Source organism: Clostridium sp. HBUAS56010, from assembly GCF_007115105.1.
Classification (GTDB): domain Bacteria; phylum Bacillota; class Clostridia; order Lachnospirales; family Lachnospiraceae; genus Lacrimispora.
On record NZ_SULJ01000001.1, the window covers coordinates 659112 to 678853 of the forward strand.

At 42.8% G+C, this 19742-nt stretch carries 14 protein-coding genes and 1 other annotated feature; of the genes, 2 read left to right on the forward strand and 12 right to left on the reverse strand.

The genetic code is table 11. The annotated features are described in order from the left end of the window. Positions 1–28: 28 nt before the first annotated feature. The 5 genes from FAY33_RS03210 to FAY33_RS03230 all read right to left on the reverse strand — a co-directional run bounded on the left by FAY33_RS03210 (position 29) and on the right by FAY33_RS03230 (position 9695). A complete protein-coding gene (locus FAY33_RS03210; protein ID WP_143319304.1) occupies positions 29–922 on the reverse strand; it encodes a sigma-E processing peptidase SpoIIGA in 894 nt (297 codons plus the stop codon). A 192-nt stretch (positions 923–1114) separates the two neighbouring features. After that, complete coding sequence (locus tag FAY33_RS03215) at positions 1115–3754, reverse strand: valine--tRNA ligase (protein WP_143319305.1); 2640 nt, start codon at positions 3752–3754, stop codon at positions 1115–1117. A gap of 66 nt (positions 3755–3820) precedes the next feature. Next, positions 3821–4037, reverse strand: a binding site (T-box leader). 33 nt (positions 4038–4070) lie between these two features. Then, positions 4071–4886: a hypothetical protein gene (locus tag FAY33_RS03220; protein ID WP_143319306.1), complete on the reverse strand. Its 816-nt coding sequence runs from the start codon at positions 4884–4886 to the stop codon at positions 4071–4073. Continuing rightward, entirely contained in the window at positions 4877–6106 is a 1230-nt protein-coding gene (locus FAY33_RS03225; RefSeq protein ID WP_143319307.1) for a DUF5716 family protein, read from the reverse strand. The genes FAY33_RS03220 and FAY33_RS03225 overlap by 10 nt, the downstream gene beginning before the upstream one ends. 16 nt (positions 6107–6122) lie before the next feature. Then, positions 6123–9695, reverse strand: coding sequence for a DUF5717 family protein (locus FAY33_RS03230; RefSeq protein ID WP_143319308.1), 3573 nt, complete (start codon positions 9693–9695; stop codon positions 6123–6125). A 142-nt stretch (positions 9696–9837) separates the two neighbouring features. Between FAY33_RS03230 and FAY33_RS03235 the strand changes: the two genes are divergently transcribed. Both FAY33_RS03235 and FAY33_RS03240 read left to right on the forward strand, forming a co-directional pair. Further along, entirely contained in the window at positions 9838–10995 is a 1158-nt protein-coding gene (locus FAY33_RS03235) for an NADP-dependent malic enzyme (protein ID WP_143319309.1), read from the forward strand. A 39-nt stretch (positions 10996–11034) separates the two neighbouring features. Continuing rightward, the gene (locus FAY33_RS03240; protein ID WP_143319310.1) at positions 11035–11559 is read left to right on the forward strand and encodes a DUF4364 family protein; all 525 of its coding nucleotides are present in this window, start codon (positions 11035–11037) and stop codon (positions 11557–11559) included. Between the two features lie 268 nt (positions 11560–11827). Here FAY33_RS03240 and FAY33_RS03250 read toward each other — a convergent pair whose 3' ends face one another. The 7 genes from FAY33_RS03250 to clpX form a co-directional block, all read right to left on the reverse strand. Continuing rightward, positions 11828–12787 carry a D-2-hydroxyacid dehydrogenase gene (locus tag FAY33_RS03250; RefSeq protein WP_143319312.1) on the reverse strand — a complete coding sequence of 320 codons (960 nt, stop codon included), beginning with the start codon at positions 12785–12787 and terminating at the stop codon, positions 11828–11830. A 38-nt stretch (positions 12788–12825) separates the two neighbouring features. Next, positions 12826–13569 carry an amino acid ABC transporter ATP-binding protein gene (locus FAY33_RS03255; RefSeq protein WP_143319313.1) on the reverse strand — a complete coding sequence of 248 codons (744 nt, stop codon included), beginning with the start codon at positions 13567–13569 and terminating at the stop codon, positions 12826–12828. Next, positions 13570–14370, reverse strand: coding sequence for an amino acid ABC transporter permease (locus FAY33_RS03260; RefSeq protein WP_143319314.1), 801 nt, complete (start codon positions 14368–14370; stop codon positions 13570–13572). 112 nt (positions 14371–14482) lie between these two features. Continuing rightward, the gene (locus FAY33_RS03265; protein ID WP_143319315.1) at positions 14483–15355 is read right to left on the reverse strand and encodes a transporter substrate-binding domain-containing protein; all 873 of its coding nucleotides are present in this window, start codon (positions 15353–15355) and stop codon (positions 14483–14485) included. 67 nt (positions 15356–15422) lie between these two features. Beyond that, the gene (yihA, locus tag FAY33_RS03270) at positions 15423–16022 is read right to left on the reverse strand and encodes a ribosome biogenesis GTP-binding protein YihA/YsxC (RefSeq protein WP_143319316.1); all 600 of its coding nucleotides are present in this window, start codon (positions 16020–16022) and stop codon (positions 15423–15425) included. A 12-nt stretch (positions 16023–16034) separates the two neighbouring features. Then, positions 16035–18353: an endopeptidase La gene (gene lon, locus FAY33_RS03275; protein WP_143319317.1), complete on the reverse strand. Its 2319-nt coding sequence runs from the start codon at positions 18351–18353 to the stop codon at positions 16035–16037. A gap of 76 nt (positions 18354–18429) precedes the next feature. Beyond that, positions 18430–19731, reverse strand: coding sequence for an ATP-dependent Clp protease ATP-binding subunit ClpX (gene clpX / locus FAY33_RS03280; RefSeq protein WP_143319318.1), 1302 nt, complete (start codon positions 19729–19731; stop codon positions 18430–18432). Positions 19732–19742: the final 11 nt, after the last annotated feature.

Consider the following 19742-nt stretch of genomic DNA (forward strand, 5'->3'; position numbering starts at 1 on the left):
TCGATACTCTCTCCTTTACATCTAACATTTACTCTTCATGCAGCAGCATCTGGTACTCTCCGTTTACGGACAATGCCTTTTTACAGACAGCTACCAGAGGCTTAATCATTATCTTTACTTCATCTCCCTGACGTACCTCCATCTCGTCTAAATATATTCCGGGCATAACCCCACTGCTTTTCCCCACACTTCCAAAAGGAATATAAACAACCTCTGATACGGTTTCACATATTTCCTGTACAGCTTCATAGGTCACAACATGGACGGGCCGACGGCTTACCGGTTCATACAGCCGGTTTCCGGTATCAAGCAAAGCCGTTATCTTTTTTTCTTTTCCCTTATAACGCATTGTGACTTCGAAAAAGTTATTTCTTTTCTTCCACATTCCTGGAATCCACCAAAGCAGATAGCGAATTCCAAAATAAGCTCCTGCTGCAAGGAAAATCAACCGATATAGAGGCATTGCCTTTGTTCCATTTCCTCTAAGAATTTGTTCTATATAATAGCCGGCTTTCGTATGTTGGTATAGGGCATTCATAATTCCTGCCACCACTATGGCAGCCAGATAGAGAGCTCCCACCGCTTTGCAGATTTCTTTTCCCTTTTTTACATCAAAAGCCATTATCACCATCAGGGTACTTATGATCAGATAGGTAATTGCCAGTTCAAACAGCAAAGGCAATATGGGAAAAGCGGCAGCAAATACGGCCCATGCAGCCCCAATCATTGCCCCCAGAATCATTCTCCACCAGACGAAGCGGTATTTCATCCCCCGCCTTACAATGGATAATACCAGAAAATCCATGGTGAAATTAATAAAGAACAATACATCAATATACAGGTTTATCTCCGTTGCTGCATTCACCTCCCGCCCTGTAGGAACATTATAGCCAGTATATCTTTCAGAATTTGTCAAAACCATGGGGTTAATTCCACTTTTTCATCGCCTTTTTCCATCCTGCTGTGTCATAGAATGACATATTTTTACAGCCTGCATTGTCCAAAAAGAACGCTGTTTAAAAAGAGAATCAAAAAAACAGCCGTAACATGGGGGTTCATCCATGTCCGACTGTTTTCTTAAGGTTGATTCAATTGTCGATCTATAAAAAAGTCTTTATGAGAGCTGGTTCAGTCTTTCTCTCACCTGTTCCATCATCTGGGCATACTTTTCAAGCTTTGCCTTTTCTTCTTCAATTTTAGCTTCCGGAGCCTTACGTACAAATTTTTCATTGTTTAACATTCCGGTTACACGTGCCAGTTCTTTTGTCAGACGTTCTTCTTCTTTCTTTAACCTCTCGATTTCCTTTTCGATATCAACCAGTTCAGCAAAAGGCATATAGATCACAGCCTGAGGAATTACTGCTGACACCGCATCCTCAGAGATTCCGTTCCGGTCCTTCTGCAAAGATACTTCTCCTGCATATCCAAGGGTTGCAAAGAATACTTTACTTTTTTCAAAAATATCTAAAAGTTCCTGATTTTCAGAAACAATATACACCTTTGCCTTTTTGCTTGGGGGAACGTTCATGGAGGTTCGTACATTACGGATTGCCCGTACCGCTTCCTTAATCGTCTCTACCGCGTGTTCTTCTGCTTCAAAGTTCCAGGCCTGATCATACTCCGGCCACTTGGAGATCATAATGGATTCTTCCTGATCCTGAAGATTACAGAAGATTTCCTCGGTTAAAAACGGCATATAAGGGTGTAAAAGTTTCAACGACTGAATCAAAACGGTCTTTAAGGTCCAGATGGCTGCTGCCTTTGTGGTATCCTCATCGTTCCACAGCCTTGGTTTCACCATCTCAATATACCAGTCACAGAATTCTTCCCATATAAAGTCATAAACCTTTTGAAGAGCAATTCCCAGTTCATATTTATCCAGATTATCCGTCACATCTTTTGCCAGAGTGTTGACCTTTGATAAGATCCATTGATCCGCCATGGTCAGTTCGGACAGCACTGCATCTGTTTTCGGTGCCTTTTCAATATTCATCATAATGAAACGGGAGGCATTCCATACCTTGTTTGCAAAGTTTCTGCTGGCTTCTACTCTCTCCCAATAAAAACGCATATCATTTCCAGGTGCATTTCCCGTGATTAAGGTCATGCGAAGTGCGTCTGCTCCATATTTTTCAATCACCTCTAACGGATCAATTCCATTGCCCAGGGACTTACTCATCTTCCTGCCTTCGGAATCTCTTACAAGACCATGAATTAAAACGGTATGGAATGGAAGTTTTCCCGTGTGCTCCACACCAGAAAATACCATACGGATTACCCAGAAGAAAATAATATCATATCCTGTAACCAGCACATCGGTGGGATAGAAATAATTGAGATCCTCTGTTTTATCCGGCCAGCCTAAGGTGGAAAATGGCCAGAGGGCGGAAGAAAACCAGGTATCTAATGTATCTTCATCCTGTGTTAAGTGGGTGCCATGGCACTTAGGACACACTTGCGGCAGCTCTCTTGATACTACAATTTCTCCGCAGTCATCGCAGTAATAAGCCGGAATCCGGTGTCCCCACCAGAGCTGTCTGGAGATACACCAGTCACGAATGTTATCAAGCCAGTTAAAATAAATCTTGTCAAAACGGTCCGGAACAAACTTTAAAGAACCATTCTTTACTGCTTCCACTGCTGGTTTCGCCAGTTCCTCCATTTTTACAAACCACTGCTGTTTTACCATTGGTTCCACGGTTGTACCGCAGCGGTCATGGGTTCCAACTGCATGAGTATGAGGAACTACCTTTACCAAAAGCCCCAACGCTTCCAGATCTTTTACAATGGCTTTTCTTGCCTCATACCGGTCCATTCCATTGTACCTGCTTCCAGGAAGATCAATGGTTGCATCATCGTTCATAATGATCCGTTCTGGCAGATTGTGTCTTTTTCCAACTTCAAAGTCATTGGGGTCATGGGCCGGTGTAATCTTAACACATCCTGTTCCAAATTCTTTATCCACATAAAAATCTGCAACCACGGGAATCTCACGGTCCGTGAGCGGAAGCTTTAACATCTTGCCAATCAGATCCTGATACCGTTCATCGTCTGGATTCACTGCTACTGCAGTATCACCAAGCAAGGTCTCTGGTCTTGTTGTTGCAATCTCTACAAATCTTCCCTCTTCCCCTGCAATCGGATAATTGATGTGCCAGAAAAATCCGTTCTGATCTTCATGTTCTACCTCTGCATCAGAAATGGAAGTCTGACAGACTGGACACCAGTTCACAATTCTGGATCCCTTATAAATAAACCCTTTTTCATGAAGGCGGACAAACACTTCCTGCACGGCATCGGAGCAGCCCTCATCCATGGTAAAACGTTCTCTTTCCCAGTCAGCAGAAGAACCTAATTTATGAAGCTGGTTGATAATTCTGCTGCCATACTCTTTTTTCCAGTCCCAGCATTTTTCAAGGAATCCATCTCTGCCAAGATCCTCTTTGTCGATCCCCTGCTTCTTTAAACTCTCAATGACCTTTACTTCTGTTGCAATGGCTGCATGGTCGGTTCCCGGCTGCCATAATGCTTCAAAGCCCTGCATTCTCTTATAACGGATTAAAATATCCTGCATGGTATTATCAAGAGCATGACCCATATGAAGCTGTCCTGTAATATTGGGCGGAGGCATTACAATGGTAAAAGGCTTTTTATCCTGATTTGGTTCGGCATGAAAATATCGCTTATCCAGCCACTTTTTATAAAGTTTTTCTTCAATCCCACTAGGATCGTAAGTTTTTTCCAACTCTTTCATATTCTTCTCCTTTATTCGTTCCATCCTTTGTCATAAAAATAAGAAAAGCCCCTTGCATCATAACATGCAAAGGGCGAATCAACGCGGTACCACCTTTTTTCATGGCAGAAACTGCCATATCTCAGAGCTTTTAACGCTGCCATGCGTGAACGCTTACGGGTATACTTTCAGCGTCCCGGTTCCAAAGCTACCTTCCGCACACACTTCCTTAACCGTCTTTCAGCCGATGAACGGTACTCTCTTTCAGGGTTATGAACGTACTCCTCTTCTTCTCAACCTTTCTCAATAATAATATTAGTGTGTTTTCTTATTTTTGTCAAGACATAATCTTTCTGTATTCCTGTTTCCATTTCTGGACAAGTTCTCCGGCACCCTGCAAACGCTTAATGGGATCCTTCTGAAACAATTTTTCCAATTCCAGAAGACTGTCTGCCCCACCTGCCGTCTCTTTTGCCTGTGCCCGGTCCTGTTCAGACTCCTGCTGTAATTCTTCTGTCAGCAGGGCTTTTACCCTCTCATTTAGTCTGAGACCGGAATTCCAACTTGCCAGATGGCAGATCCGTTTTAACACTTCTGAACTTTTTACCAGATCAAAAGACCGCTGATATGCCTCACAGGCTTTATCTGTCATAAACAGTCTGGCATAGGAAGCACCTAAATTATTATAAACTCTGGCACGAAATCCTTCTTTTAAGGAACTGCCTTTCGGATTATCCAGTATCTTCTGATATTCCGTAATCGCCTTTCCATACTGCTTTAGAGAAAAAAGATAATCTGCTCTTTCTTTCAGAAATTCGGCCTCCGGCATCTTCCGGTAAGCACTGAGCTTTTGCCGGAACCGGTTTACTTCGGCTGCATGGTAATAATCGCACTCCTGCAGAATCAGAGCAACCAGTTCATCATGATCCTCGCCGCTCTGTTTCCATTTTAAAAGTTTGACGGCAAGAAATGCCATATCAAGATCATTCTGAATAAAATCTATAAGAGGCTGATCTACAAACTCCTCCATAACAAGAAGCGGATTATTATAAATGGCATAACAAAGCTCCTGGGAAGAATACAGGCGGATTCCCAGACCTTCGAAATAATAAGGATGTTGTACCGGTTCCTGCCGGCAAAGAATCAGACCCATAGCATAACCTCTTGTTTGATTACTGCATCTGTGGCAGGAAACAACTCTCCAAAGCCTTTGTCTTTCAGCACTACTGCCATTGTTTTTTCATCCAGAAATCCAAAACTGAGTCCCAGCCTCGTGGTTTTGTTTGGTCTTTTGGGAAATCCCTCTAAGTCAATTTTCACCAGGCGCTTTTGTTTCGGGTCCATGGGTGTTACCATAAATTCCACATAGTCCTGATTATCCAGAATCAGATCCACACTGCTCTTTGATTCATACCAGTTATCACCGGCTGCTGCTACCACAAGCTGACTCTCCCGCTCCTTATGGAGCACTTTCATGGAGACAGTGGAATGAAGCCTTCCTTCACAGATACAGGTAAATGGATAAGCAGTTTTTTCTTCCGTATAATCCATCCCTTTAAACGCTGCCCCTCTGGCAAAAAGTTCCGGTTCCATATATACCTTTCGGCGTGAGCATAAAATCTTCATGGATTCAACTGCCCAGTCATGGCGCTCAAACCCTTTTCCAGTGAGAAACACAGAAGAGAAAAGTTTCTTCTGGAGAAGTCGGTCAGCGCAGGAACTTAAAATTTTATCCGCCAGTCTGCCGCCGGAAGCCGTATCCAGTATATCCAGATTAAAACTTTCCTCCAGTGCCTCATCTTCTGCAATCACTACGGTCTTTCTAAGTCCTCGCTGCACTTTCAGTTCGTGATAATGAAAAGAATCTTCAGACAGATCAAATACGCCAACCTGATTGCTCCACACTTCCTTTTTCTGACTTAAAGTATAATACACAAAGCCTTCTGTATGGCTGATAATGTGAACACGTTCCCTGGGAATCCCCATGGAATCTGCACATTGCATCAGGGAGTCCATCAGCCTCACATCCACCTTTTGCATGGTAATCACCAATTGCTTTACTTCTTCGCTGAAAAATTCCTCCATGGGAAACTTCAAAATCTTTTCTAAGAACAGGGTTAAAAGTTCAAGCCCTTCATATTTAATACCGCCAAGAGTTGCGGTTCCTTTTTTTCTAACCATTTTTATCAGCTTGTCTACAATAATGCCGTCTCCCACAAGAGTCTGGGCATAAGCCTCTTCACCTATGAACCAGGAATCTCCATCCTTTTTACGGCAGATAACCGTAGGAATACACCATGACTTTTCTCTGTCATAACAGCATATCCGGGTATAGGCATCGCAAAGATCAAGCCCTATTATCAGTCCGTCCATCGACAGCCCCCTTATCTTACATCAGTGGAAATAATTCTTCTGCTTCTGCATTCTTCTGCAAATATTCCTGCATCCGCCTTTTTAGTCCTGTCTCATCTTTTAAGCTTAAAGACAGGCTCATCTCATTGAGGCAGGCAAACCGGCTGTCTGAATCCTTACTGGAATCTCCGGCATCACAACTGACACTGCCTTCCTTTTTCAGTACCCATTTCTCCTCAATGAATTCACTGATCTTGTACTCCATGATCTCGCCTTCAAAAAGTATCTTCTGCTTGATAAACACTCCCTGATACATGCGTGTCATATCTTCTACGCAGAATTCTTCTTCATCGGGAAGAATCCGTACCTCAAGCTGAATCTTGGAATCCTTTTCTCCGCAGTACTGAATCATGGCTTTGTCAAGAATCTCTTCCGGCATGGGAATATGATGAGCCAGTTCTTTAAAGTGAGGGAACACATACCCCTCTTCTAAAAGAAATCCGGCAGTCTCTCCGCACAATTGCTTTTGTTCGTCGGAAAGTTGCGGCAGATTGGCATAATACTTTGTTATGGCAAGAAGATAAATGGTTGGAAGGCGGCCTTTTTGGGATGCCGCTTTTACCACGCCCTCAAGATAGGCAAAAACTTTCTCTTCCGGTTCCTTATCTCCCATGAAATATTCCGTACATTTAATAGTAAAATACGCTTTTACAATATTATCCCCAGGTTCTTTCCTGCTTCTGTAGAGATAAAACACTTTATCCAGTTTCGCCATATTTCCGCAAAACATCATCTGGGCAGTCAGCCGTTCTTCCAGATCATAGGTCTCAACTCGCTGTGAAATTCCCTGCATAAGTACATGATACATCTGTTCCGTAAGACCGTTAAAATGTTCACACAAATAATCCAGAATTACACTGTCAAGCTTTCCACTTTGAAATACCTGATAAGATAGATACAGCAGCAGAGGATCCTCATCAAACAGATTCTGTAGGATCATCCCGGAAGATAGTTGATAGAGGCGGTCTATGCTAATCCCTTCACAGCCAAATTCCCGGATCATCTGAAAGGCTTCTTCCATATATCCATTATGAATCAACGTGTTGCAGACACCGGTACGCTCTGCTCTTGTCAAAACTTTCTTATCCAGTTTCAACAAATATCCGGCACCTTTTTCGCCCTCTTTGACAACCTCCATCTGATTCTCATAAAACTCAATCACCTTGGATAATAAAAGTCTCTGATAGAACGGACGCAGCTTTGGATCCTCCAGAGTTGCCTCTAATACGTTTACCTCTTCCACATCAGACGCTCCCGCCAAAAGAATCTTTTCGCAGGCACGCAGCCTTAACATGGAATGCTCTGGATAAAGTTCAAAACAACGCTCTTCCAGTTCCGGACGATCCATCACCGGTTCCTTCTCATAAGGAATATTGGCATACCGGTTACCAAAGGCATCCTGGAATAAAAGAATGCTGTGTTCCGAAAACAGCGGTACATAAGCCACTCCATCCGTAAGAATAAACGCATCTTCCTCCGTCATCTCCTCATAACAGACAATCACATACTTCATCTTCCTGTTCTTACATTCCACCCGGTAAGACCTTAAAATGGAAGGAAGAACCGCTGCCATAGGAAGATCAATCACATCCTTTAAGATCATCCGCTCATAAATAGCCGCCAAACGATCATTGATCCTGGATTCAAACAACTGTTCCGTAGCAAACTTTTCTATGATTCGTTCATATGCCTGATATAAGGGGTCCCCAGGTTCTAAATAAACAAGAACATTCTTATAAAGGATTGTTCTGCTGTCCACATCCAGTTCATTCCCGCCATAGGAAAAATAAAGAAGCACTTCTTTTGGAAGAAGATAACAGTAATTCCTGGGAAGGGCGTATAAGTAATATTCATAGAGCCTTGTCAGACTGATTCCTGCCTTTACACCTTTTTCATACCAGGAAAATGCTTCTGCCATAAGACATTCTCCCTTGATTAAAAGACCGCAGACAGCCTCTAACACTTCTTTTTTCGGGTACTCTTCGTAAAGTCTGACCAGCATCCGATAGTGAAGACGGTTAAAATGCTTTGCCGTCAGCGTAAGCTTTGACACAGCAAGAGCCAGTTTCTTACTGATCATTCCCTTTCCTGCACAGTGGTATAGAATCTGAATCTCCATAGGACCAAGGGTCCGTATCAGATCCGGTGCTTCATTCAATATCCTGCAGCCCCACACATATAAAAACGGGCTTCTCACTCCGGCATCGTATTGACGGCGCAGCATGGAAAACAAAGCCGGCATATGGTCAAACAGCCTGGAATCCAGTTTCAGCAGCAATATAAACAGTCCCGAAAGCCTTACGTCTTCTTCCAGATACTTCTTCATAAGACGGATCAGGGATTCTTTCTGATATTCATCAGGCTGTACGCATAGACGGAGATACTGATAATAACAGTATATTACCTTTTCCTTTTCCCGCCGGCCTAATATATCATCCCTGCATTCATCTAAGAGCAAAGCTGCCTTGGAAGGTTTTTTCTCTTCTGCGCAGATCTCTGCCCGAAAAAGTTTGTAAAGAGGCGCCTCTCCCTTCATCAGCTCCAGATCATCAAGAGCCTTTTCCATCTCTCCAAAGAGCTTATCCGGCGAAGTCATTCCCTCCTCAAGTTCCAGGCGAAGCCGCAAAAATCGGCCGAAAGCCTCTTTTGCAAAGGCATCCTCCGCCGATATTCCTCCTCCTGGATTCACAACTGCCGTCACCGGTATCAGAAACTTCTCGTCAATTCCTGTAATTACGATTCTTCCTGAATTCTCCCCCTGGTGCATCCGTTCCGGATGAATCACAAATGGTACGGTGCATTCATCCTGTTCAAAATCCTGTTCACTTACACTCTTCTTTGGTAACTCTATAAAATCACAGTCTGTTGAAACCTCCAGACTGACATATCCCCAGCCTCTGCGCTTTATGACAACAGAGTCTTCTATCATCTCTTCCAGTTCTCCGAATCTTCGTTCCGCCGTTTCTGCTGACAACGTAACCGGTTCTTTTACTTTTAATGCGGAAAGAAACTCTTCCAGTTCTTTCCTTCTATCAGGTCTTCCCTTTAATCCATCATACATGGCTCTTATATGAAGATCCTTCATAAAAGGCGCCGTAACAAAATCGCGGTACTCGAATAAACGAAGAGCCGTGTCCATATCTTTCTTTGCAATCTCTGCAAAATCTTCTGCTGTCTTTAAATCGCTCAGTGCCTTGCCTGACGTACTCAGTTCCACACGGAACGAATAAGGAATCTCCCATTCTCCGCCATTGGTTACCAGATAAAAAGATCCCTTGATCGTATCCCCATCTTCCAGAGAACTTCCGTTTATCTCATAGACCAGATGGTTATATGTACCGCCAAACGCTCCGTTCAATAGCCTGACACGGAAGTTGGAGGAATATACAAGTCCTTTTATGTGCAAATTATTCTCACTGGTAACGACAAGTTCCCGCCTCGTGGCTCCTCCGGAGCGCACCACATCATCAATTCCCGATGGGGTAACCTTAATCTTTGGAATTTCTGAATCAATGATGCCTTTTGCCAGCCTGTTGATTCGTTCTCTCATAGTACCACCTGTATCTTAAATTTCCTTATCTTATTCATTTGTTTTAACTTAATTACTCTATATTCTAACATATTTTCTATTGATTTAAAACCCTAAAATTGGTATGATATATTAAAACTGTTGAAAAAAGGACAAACACATCATGACAACCAACGAGAAAGCACTATTACTCCATAAAGAATGGAATGGAAAACTGGAAATAACTTCCAAAGCTAAAGTAAAAACAAGAGAAGATCTTGCACTTGCATATACTCCCGGAGTGGCAGAACCATGTAAGGTAATTGCCAGTAATCCGGATGCCGCCTATGAATACACCATGAAATCCAATACAGTTGCCGTAGTTTCTGACGGCAGCGCAGTTCTTGGACTTGGCAACATTGGTCCTCTTGCTGCCATGCCGGTTATGGAAGGAAAGGCTGTATTATTCAAAGAATTCGGCGGAATCAATGCGATTCCCATCTGTCTCGATACCCAGGACAGCGAAGAGATTATTAAGACCGTAATCCACATCGCACCTGCTTTTGGCGGGATTAACTTAGAAGACATCTCTGCTCCCCGCTGCTTTGAGATTGAGGAACGGCTAAAAGAACTTCTTCCAATTCCTGTTTTTCACGATGACCAGCACGGAACTGCCATTGTGGTTCTTGCCGGAATTATTAACGCATTGAAAGTAACTGGTAAAACAAAAGAAGATTGTCAGGTGGTGGTTAATGGTGCCGGGTCTGCCGGTATTGCCATAACAAAGCTTTTACTGACTTATGGATTTGTCCATGTTACCATGTGTGACCGTGCCGGAATTCTTTCAAAAGGCATGGAAGGTCTTAACTGGATGCAGGAAAAGATGATGGATGTTACAAACCTGGAGAAAAAGCAGGGCTCTCTGGCTGATGCTATGAACGGAGCCGATATCTTTGTGGGAGTGTCTGCACCAGGAATTGTTACCAGCGAGATGGTCTCTTCCATGAATTCCAACGCTATTTTATTTGCCATGGCAAATCCGGTTCCTGAGATTATGCCTGATGTAGCAAAAGCCGCAGGCGCCAAAGTTGTGGGAACCGGAAGATCTGATTTCCCAAACCAGGTTAATAACGTGGTTGTTTTCCCCGGAATCTTCAAAGGTGCACTGGAGGGACGAGCTACTGCCATCACAGAGGATATGAAGCTGGCTGCCGCTTCTGCCATCGCAGACCTGGTTGCACCTTCTGACTTAAATGAAGACAATATACTTCCGGAGGCATTTGATCCGCGGGTTGCTGATGTAGTGAGCCAGGCTGTGAAGGATCACATCAAACAATTATAAAACAGATCCATCAAAGGATTCTTTTCACTGGAGGTAACTATGCTGTCAGAACCCATGACCCTGTACAAACTGATGATTCTATATATGCTTAAACAGGTAAACTTTCCCCTGACCAGCGCCCAACTGTCAAACTTCTTTCTGGAACATGAATACACCACTTATTTTACGCTGAACCAGGCGTTAAATGAATTGCTGGAAGCCAGACTTCTTCATGTAGAAACCAACCACAACAGCAGCCGCTATGAAATCACGAGAGAAGGGGAAGAAACTCTCACCTTTTTTGGTAACAAAATCTCACCCGCTATCATCAATGATATGGATGAGTATTTAAAGAACAACAAATTCCGTTTGCGCAATGAAGTGGGTGTTACCGCTGATTATTATAAATCCACCAGCCAGGACTATATTGTCCATTGTGAAGTGCGGGAGGGAAAAAGCTGTCTGATTAATCTGGAACTGTCTGTTCCAGACAAAGATCAGGCAGAAATTATGTGCGATCACTGGAAAACCAAAAGCCAGGAGATTTACGCATTTGCCATGAAATCGCTAATGAGTGGTTCCTGACAATTCTGGCAGCAATCAATAAAGGGGGAATTTGCTTGAATCAGTCCGTACGCAGGCAGCAAAAGAAGAAACTATTTCAGTTGAAATTTAAGATAGTTCTGACAATCATCCTGCCGCTTCTCGTTTTCACACTGGGAATTCATGTAATCCGCATGTATATCCGGCTAAAGATGCGCAGAATTTTTGCAAAACCCTTTCCAAAAGACAAAGATTCATAATCCAATGAATTGAAATGGCTGCTGCAGTTTATTCTGCAGCAGCCATTTATTTATGCTTTTACAATATTTCGTTCCTCCCCTTTTAAAAAGGAGATTATATTCTTATGAACTTCTTCCAGACACCTGCTTCTCGCTTCCACAGTCGCCCATGCAATATGAGGTGTGACTATGAGTTTGGTACTGTCTTTCATCCGCAGAAGAGGATTGTCCGGGTGTATGGGTTCCTCACTGATCACATCAAGTCCGGCACCTGCAATCTCTCCTGTCTCTAGAGCGGTTACAAGCGCTTCCTCTTCAATAATCTTTCCCCTGCCAAGATTCAGCAAAACCGCCGAGGATTTCATTCTTTTTAAAGCTTCCATTCCAATGAGATTCTCTGTCTTTTCATTTAAAGGGGCATGAATAGAAACAATATCCGAACGCTCTAAGAGTGTTTCAAAGCTTACCTGCTCCACTTCTGAATTCTGGTTCCTGCCGGAGGTAGAATAATAAATAACGTTACAGCCAAACGCCTTTGCTACTTCTGCCACGCCTCTTCCAATCTCTCCAAGACCGATGATCCCCCATGTTTTACCAAAAAGCTCATGAAACTTTTTGTCGAAATGGCTAAACACATCACTGGCAGCATATTCACCTGATTTTACAAACCGATCATAATGAGAAAGTTTTTCATAGATGTAAAATAACAATGCAAAGGTATGTTGGACCACCGACTGGGTAGAATAGCTTTTCACATTAGCAACGGTAATTCCTCTTTGATTGGTATAATTAAAATCAACAATATTGGTTCCAGTAGCAGTAAGGCAGATCAGCTTTAAATTTTTTGCATGCTTTAAGATTTCTTCATTCATGGGTATTTTATTAACCACTAAAACATCTGCTTCCAGAATCCTTTTTGCATTCTCCTGTACATCGGATCTGGGATACCGGATCACTTCTCCCAAATCATAAAAGGGCGAATAATCCACATCATCTCCCAGAGTATCCGTTTCTAAAAAAACAATTTTCATAAAGACCGCCTTCTCTATCCATATTAAAAAGGAGCTGGTTACCCATTCATAAACCGGTTTAAAAATTCTTTTGTAGAACTCTTCTGCGGATTACCGAATATAGCTCCTGGCTCTCCTTCTTCTTCGATTACACCACCAGCCATATAAACCACATGGTTCGAGACATCTCTTGCAAAAGCCATCTCGTGAGTTACGATGATCATAGTAAGCCCTTCCTTGGCAAGGGTTCTCATAACTGCAAGAACTTCTCCAACCATCTGGGGGTCCAGTGCAGATGTAGGCTCATCAAATAAGAGAATCTCAGGTTCCATTGCCAACGCTCTGGCAATGGCAACTCTCTGCTTCTGTCCACCGGAAAGCTGTCTTGGCTTTGCATGAATATAAGGAGCCATGCCTACTTTTTCCAAAAACATCATGGCTTTTCTTTTTGCTTCTTCTCTGTCTTTTTTGAGCACTTTTACCTGTCCAACGATACAGTTTTCTAAAACCGTCATGTTGTTAAACAGATTAAAGCTCTGAAACACCATACCTACTTTTGTTCTATAAGATGGTACGTTCATCTTTCTGTCCGTAATTTCTACATCATGATATAAAATCTCGCCTGTAGTTGGTGTCTCCAAAAGGTTGATACAGCGCAAAAGAGTGGATTTACCTGATCCGGAAGCTCCGATAATACAGGTTACATCTCCTGCATGAACGGAAAAATCAATATCCCGAAGCACTACATTGGTTCCAAAGGTCTTACTTAAATGGTGTATCTCTAACACTTTTTCATCTGCCATTTATTTTTCCTCCTTGTCTTTCGGATCTGGGAATTTCACCAATCCACTGGTGTAAGCCAGAGTATCTGTAGTTGCCAGATCATAGCTGTCCGGACCGTCCATCTTCTTTTCCCAATAGCGAAGAAGTCTGGAGCAGGCGAATGTGAGAATAAAATAAATGATCATTGTAATGGTAAAGGCTTCAAAGTAGGTATAATAAGCACCTGCCACACCCTTGGTTGTATAAAACAGCTCCACAACCCCAATCACGGAAAGAACACAGGTGTCTTTAATATTGATAATCAGGTTATTACCAATCTGAGGCATGATATTGCGAAGAGCCTGTGGCATAATGACATTTACCATGGTCTGGAAATGTGTCATCCCAATGGCTTTTGCCCCCTCTGTCTGTCCCGGATCAATGGAAAGAATACCGCCTCTCACAGTCTCTGCCATATAAGCACCCGTATTAATGGATACGATAAAATAAGAGGCGAAGACAATGGACATATTAAAATTAAAAAGTGCAGAGGAGCCATAAAATATAAACATTGCCTGGACCATCATGGGAGTTCCCCTGAAAATCTCTACATAAACATTCAATATAATTTTAACAATCTTTAATACAATCCGTTTAATCAGATTGTCATTCTTTGATACAGGAATCGTCTGAACAATTCCTACTGCAAAACCAATGAGACATCCAATTAATGTTCCCACTATTGCAATCGCCATTGTTTTGCCGGCTCCGCTGGCAAAAGAGGGACCATATTCTTTCAGAATAAACATAATTCTGCCTAAAAAATCTGATGGCAAAGACATCGTATCTTCTCCTTTTCACAGTATCATGAAAGCTGGCAAGACAAGCGGCACGGAAACAAGACTCTCTTGTCCTTCCCGTGCCATCATGTCCTGATGCTCTTATGATCTTTAATTACTTTGATAATGGCTGTACGGAGATGGCTTCTTCCATCATCTTATTAAAGTCATCTTTTGTCATCTTGGAAAGCACTCCGTTGATGGAATCCTTTAACTCCGCATTTCCCTTTTTCAGTGAAACACCGATATTAATATCTTCATCGGAAACCTGGAATTCTCCCTCTGTTCCGCTAAAATCAAGAAGCTTAAAATCCGGATAAGCCATTAATGCTGCCTGACCTGTTGGCTTGTCCGTAACTACAACGTCACTTCTTCCGGTACTTAAAGAAACTAACATGGCCGGTGCAGATTCCATTGCCGGCATAATATTGCCCTGGGGAATCTGAGGAAGACAGTTGTCATACCAGATTGTGTTAATCTGAGAGGTTGCTGTTGCACCAGAAAGATCTGCCACACTCTTTGCATTCTCATATTTACTGCCGTTCTTTACCAGCGTTACAATGGTTGCAAAGTAATAGGGATCCGTAAAATCAACAGACTGCAGACGTTCTGAGGTAATGGACTGGCCGGCAATAACACAGTCAACCTTTCCAGACTGAACCGCAGGTACAAGAGAATCCCAGTCTAACTTTACAATCTCCAGTTCATACCCAAGTTCATCTGCAATCTTCTTTGCCATCATAACGTCATAGCCGTACGCATAATCGGAACCGCCTGAAATGGGGACTGCCCCATTCTCATCTGTGGACTGGGTCCAGTTATAAGGTGCATAGCTGCACTCCATGGCAACCTTTAATACTTTTTTGTTTCCTGATTCTCCTGCTGCTGCAGTCGTCTCCTTATTCCCGCTTCCTCCGCATGCAGTCAAAGCTGCTGCAAGAGAAACTGCTAAAAGACCTGCTGCAATTTTCTTTATTGTCTTTTTCATAACAATTCTCTCCTCTTTCCGCCAAAATGAACTCTATGTAATAAATAGGTTCATTATAAAAAGATTTTTATTCCTTGTCAAGACCATTCGCGGAATCTGATATCAGCTCCCATATTTCATCTCTTCCCTGCTTGGTTTCAGCAGAAAAAGGAATCACAGTCACTTCACTTCCGATTCCAAGACCCGTGCGCAGAATTTTTATTGATTTCTGTACCTGGCTTCTCTTTATCTTATCCAGTTTTGTCGCAACAATTACAGGCTGATATCCCTGATATACAATCCAGTCATACATGGTCTTATCATTGTCTGACGGTTCATGGCGGATATCAATCAGCAGGAACACCAGCTTGAGCATAGGGGAATTGTGAAGGTAATTCTCAATCATCTTCCCCCATTTTGCCTTTACTTCAAGGGATACCTTCGCATAACCATACCCAGGAAGATCCACATAATAAAGGGCGTCGTTAATGTTGTAAAAGTTGATTGTCTGAGTCTTCCCAGGCTGGGAAGATGTCCTGGCATAGGATTTGCGGTTCATCAATGCGTTAATCAGAGAAGACTTTCCCACATTGGATTTACCGGAAAATGCAAATTCCGGTTTTGTATTCTCCGGCAGTTTACTGGTGATACCGCATACAGTTTCCAAATCTACTGTTTTAATAATCATATGATTTCCTTTCTATTCCTGGACAAAAGCTTCTTTTAAGACTTCTGACATCTCTTTCACATAAACAATGGTAAGATCTCCTGTGATTTCATCTGACAATTCTAAAATATCAGGACGGTTCTTATAAGGGACCAGAACCTTTTCCACTTGAGCAAGACGTGCAGCCAGTATTTTTTCTTTCAGACCGCCAATAGGAAGGACTCTGCCTCGTAATGTAATCTCGCCTGTCATTGCCACTTTTGCACATACCTTTTTATTCACAACTGCAGATAACATGGCAGTTGCCATGGTAATTCCAGCAGAAGGACCGTCTTTTGGCACTGCACCTTCCGGAATGTGGATGTGGATGTCATGCTTTTCAAAATAGTCATTCTTCACCTCATAAGCAGGACATGCAGAGCGGACATAACTTAAAGCAATCTTTGCGGATTCTTTCATCACATCTCCCATCTGCCCGGTCAATTGTAAATTTCCTTTTCCCGGCATTACGTTGACTTCAATCTGTAGGGTACTTCCACCTACACTTGTCCATGCAAGACCTCTTACAATTCCCACTTCATCGGTTTCATTTACACCTTCAAATGTAACCTTTTCTTTGCCAAGATATTCTTCAATTCCGGATTCTGTAATCTCGATAAACTGGGTACGGTCCTCTAAAAACTGTCTGGCAGCTTTCCTGTAAACAGCTCCAATTCTTCTTTCAAGAGTACGGACACCTGCTTCTCTGGTATAGTTGTGAATAATCTTTTCCAATGCTTTGTCAGAGACAGTAACCTGCTTTTCCGTCAGACCATTTTTTTCTCTCTGCTTTTTAACCAGATAATTCTTTGCAATATGAAACTTTTCATTCTCTGTATAGCTGGTTACTTCAATCACTTCCATACGGTCTAAAAGCGGACCTGGGATCGTACTTACAGTATTAGCCGTGGCAATAAATAATACGTTAGACAAATCAACAGGCAATTCTATATAATGGTCCCTGAATTTCACATTCTGCTCGCTGTCAAGAACTTCCAGCAAGGCAGAGGAGGTATCTCCTTTATAATCCCGGCTTACCTTATCAATCTCATCTAAAAGCATCAGCGGGTTGCTCACTCCAGCCTGCCGCAGTCCTTCTGCAATTCTGCCGGGCATTGCACCTACATAGGTCTTACGGTGCCCTCTGATTTCTGCTTCATCCCGGATTCCTCCAAGACTGATTCTTACATATTGTTTATTCAGTGCCTTTGCCACAGAACGGGCAATGGAGGTCTTTCCTGTACCAGGAGGGCCTACCAGACATAAAATAGGGCTGGTTCCCTTTTTCGTCAGCACCCGGACTGCCAGATACTCCAGAATCCGTTCTTTCACTTTTGCAAGACCATAGTGATCTTCATTCAATACTTCTTCTGCATGAGTGATGCTGTTATTATCTCTTGATACCTTTTTCCATGGAAGATCCAGAACCGTATCAAGGTACATCCGTACAACATTGGCTTCCTGGCTTCCTCCCGGCATGGATTTAAAACGTTCAATCTCTTTGCCGATTTTTTCTCTGATCTCTTTGTCTGCTTTTAAAGACTTGAGCCGTTTGGCATACTCATCGGCATCAGAAAGAGGATTGTCTTCTCCCAGTTCTTCTCTGATTACTTTTAATTGTTCCCTTAAAATATAATCTTTCTGATTTTTATCAATTCGTTCTTTTACACTGGACTGCAGTTCCTTTTTCACCTTGGTCACTTCAATATCCATCAGAAGATGCTTCATAACCAACGCATACCGGTCTTCCAGCATTACATGTTCCAGCACCTTCTGGCGTGTCTTGTAATCCCAGGATAACTGCACTGCAATCTGATCCAGAAGTTCACCAAGATCTGGTATGATCAAAAGACCTGGTATGGCTTCCTTCGCCAATCTGGGGTTTTCCTTACCATATTGGGAAAGCTTATCCCTGACGATCTCCATCATTGCCTGTCTGGTCACATCATCCATGATTCCGTCAACGTCCAGATCGGTGTCAATCTCTCCAACCAGCATTGCACTTTCGCTGCCGAGAGAAAGAAGCTCCGCCCGTTCCAGTCCTTCTACCATGACACGAACCACATTGCCCGGCATCTTGACTAACTGCTTGATAAGAGCCACGGTGCCAATCTGATGAACTCCTTCAAACCCGGGATCCGGCTCTTCCGGGTCCTTTTGCGTAACCAGACATACTTTCTGATCTCCTACCATGGCTTTCTCCACTGCAGCAATTGATTTCTTTCGGCTGATATCAAAATGCAGCATCATCTTGGGAAGAACAGTCATGCCTCGCAGGGCGATAACTGGCATTGTGATTATCTTATCCACCATTTGTGTTCTCTCCTTTGCATCCAAAAAGGTGTTGCAGCAGTTCCTCGCTGTAACACCTTCCCGACTTGTGCAGGATCTATGCGATCTCGCCTGTTTTATCTTTTCTTAATTTCTGGGCCAGTGTTTTTCTGGGTACTGCCGTATCCCGAAAGATGATCTCTGGCTCACCTGTCTTATCTACAACTTCTTTGGTAATTCTGCAGACACCAATGTTGTTGTCAGAAGGCACTTCATACATCAGATCCATCATCACATCTTCAATAATAGAACGAAGTCCTCTGGCACCTGTCTTTCTCTCAACAGCAAGATCTGCAATCCGTTCCACTGCTTCTTTCGTAAGTTCCAGTTTTACATCATCCAGTTCAAATAACTTCTGGTATTGTTTTACCAGAGCATTCTTAGGTTCTGTAAGAATCTGTACCAAAGCGGACTGATCTAACAGCTCCAGTGATACATTAATGGGCACACGTCCAATAAACTCTGGAATCAGACCAAACTTAACCAGATCCTGCGGAAGGGTTTTCTTTAACAGATCATCAAGATCACTCTTGTTCTTATCTACGATTTCCGCATTGAAACCAATGGAACCAGCACTCAGACGGGCTTCAATAATCTTCTCCAGTCCATCAAAAGCGCCTCCGCAGATAAACAGGATGTTGGTTGTATTAATCTGTAAAAGTTCCTGGTGCGGGTGCTTTCTTCCTCCCTGAGGAGGAACACTTGCAACGGTACCTTCTAAAATCTTCAAAAGAGCCTGCTGAACACCTTCACCAGAAACATCTCTTGTAATAGAGACGTTCTCTGACTTTTTCGTTATCTTATCAATCTCATCGAGATAAATAATACCATATTCTGCTCTGCTTATATCATAATCAGCAGCCTGAATCAGCTTTAAAAGAATGTTCTCCACGTCTTCGCCTACATAGCCTGCTTCCGTCAGAGCAGTCGCATCTGCAATAGCAAAAGGAACGTTTAACACCTTGGCAAGAGTCTGCGCAAGGTAAGTCTTACCAGAACCGGTAGGTCCTAACATCAGAATATTGCTCTTTTGCACATCCACATCCAATTTGCTTTTGGAAGTGATTCTCTTATAGTGGTTATATACTGCTACAGACAATACTTTTTTTGCGTTGTCCTGACCAATGACATAGCCGTCGAGAAATTCTTTGATTTCCTTTGGTTTCATCAGGTTAATATCACTAAAGTCAGGGCTTTCTTCCTCATGGCTGTCGAATTCTTCCTCCAATATCTCCGCACATAAATCAATACATTCATCGCAGATATACACATTGTTGGAACCGGCAATCAGTTTCTTTACCTGATCCTGAGTTTTCCCGCAAAAAGAGCATCGAATCTTTTCGTCCGTTCTGACCGGCATACATACACCTC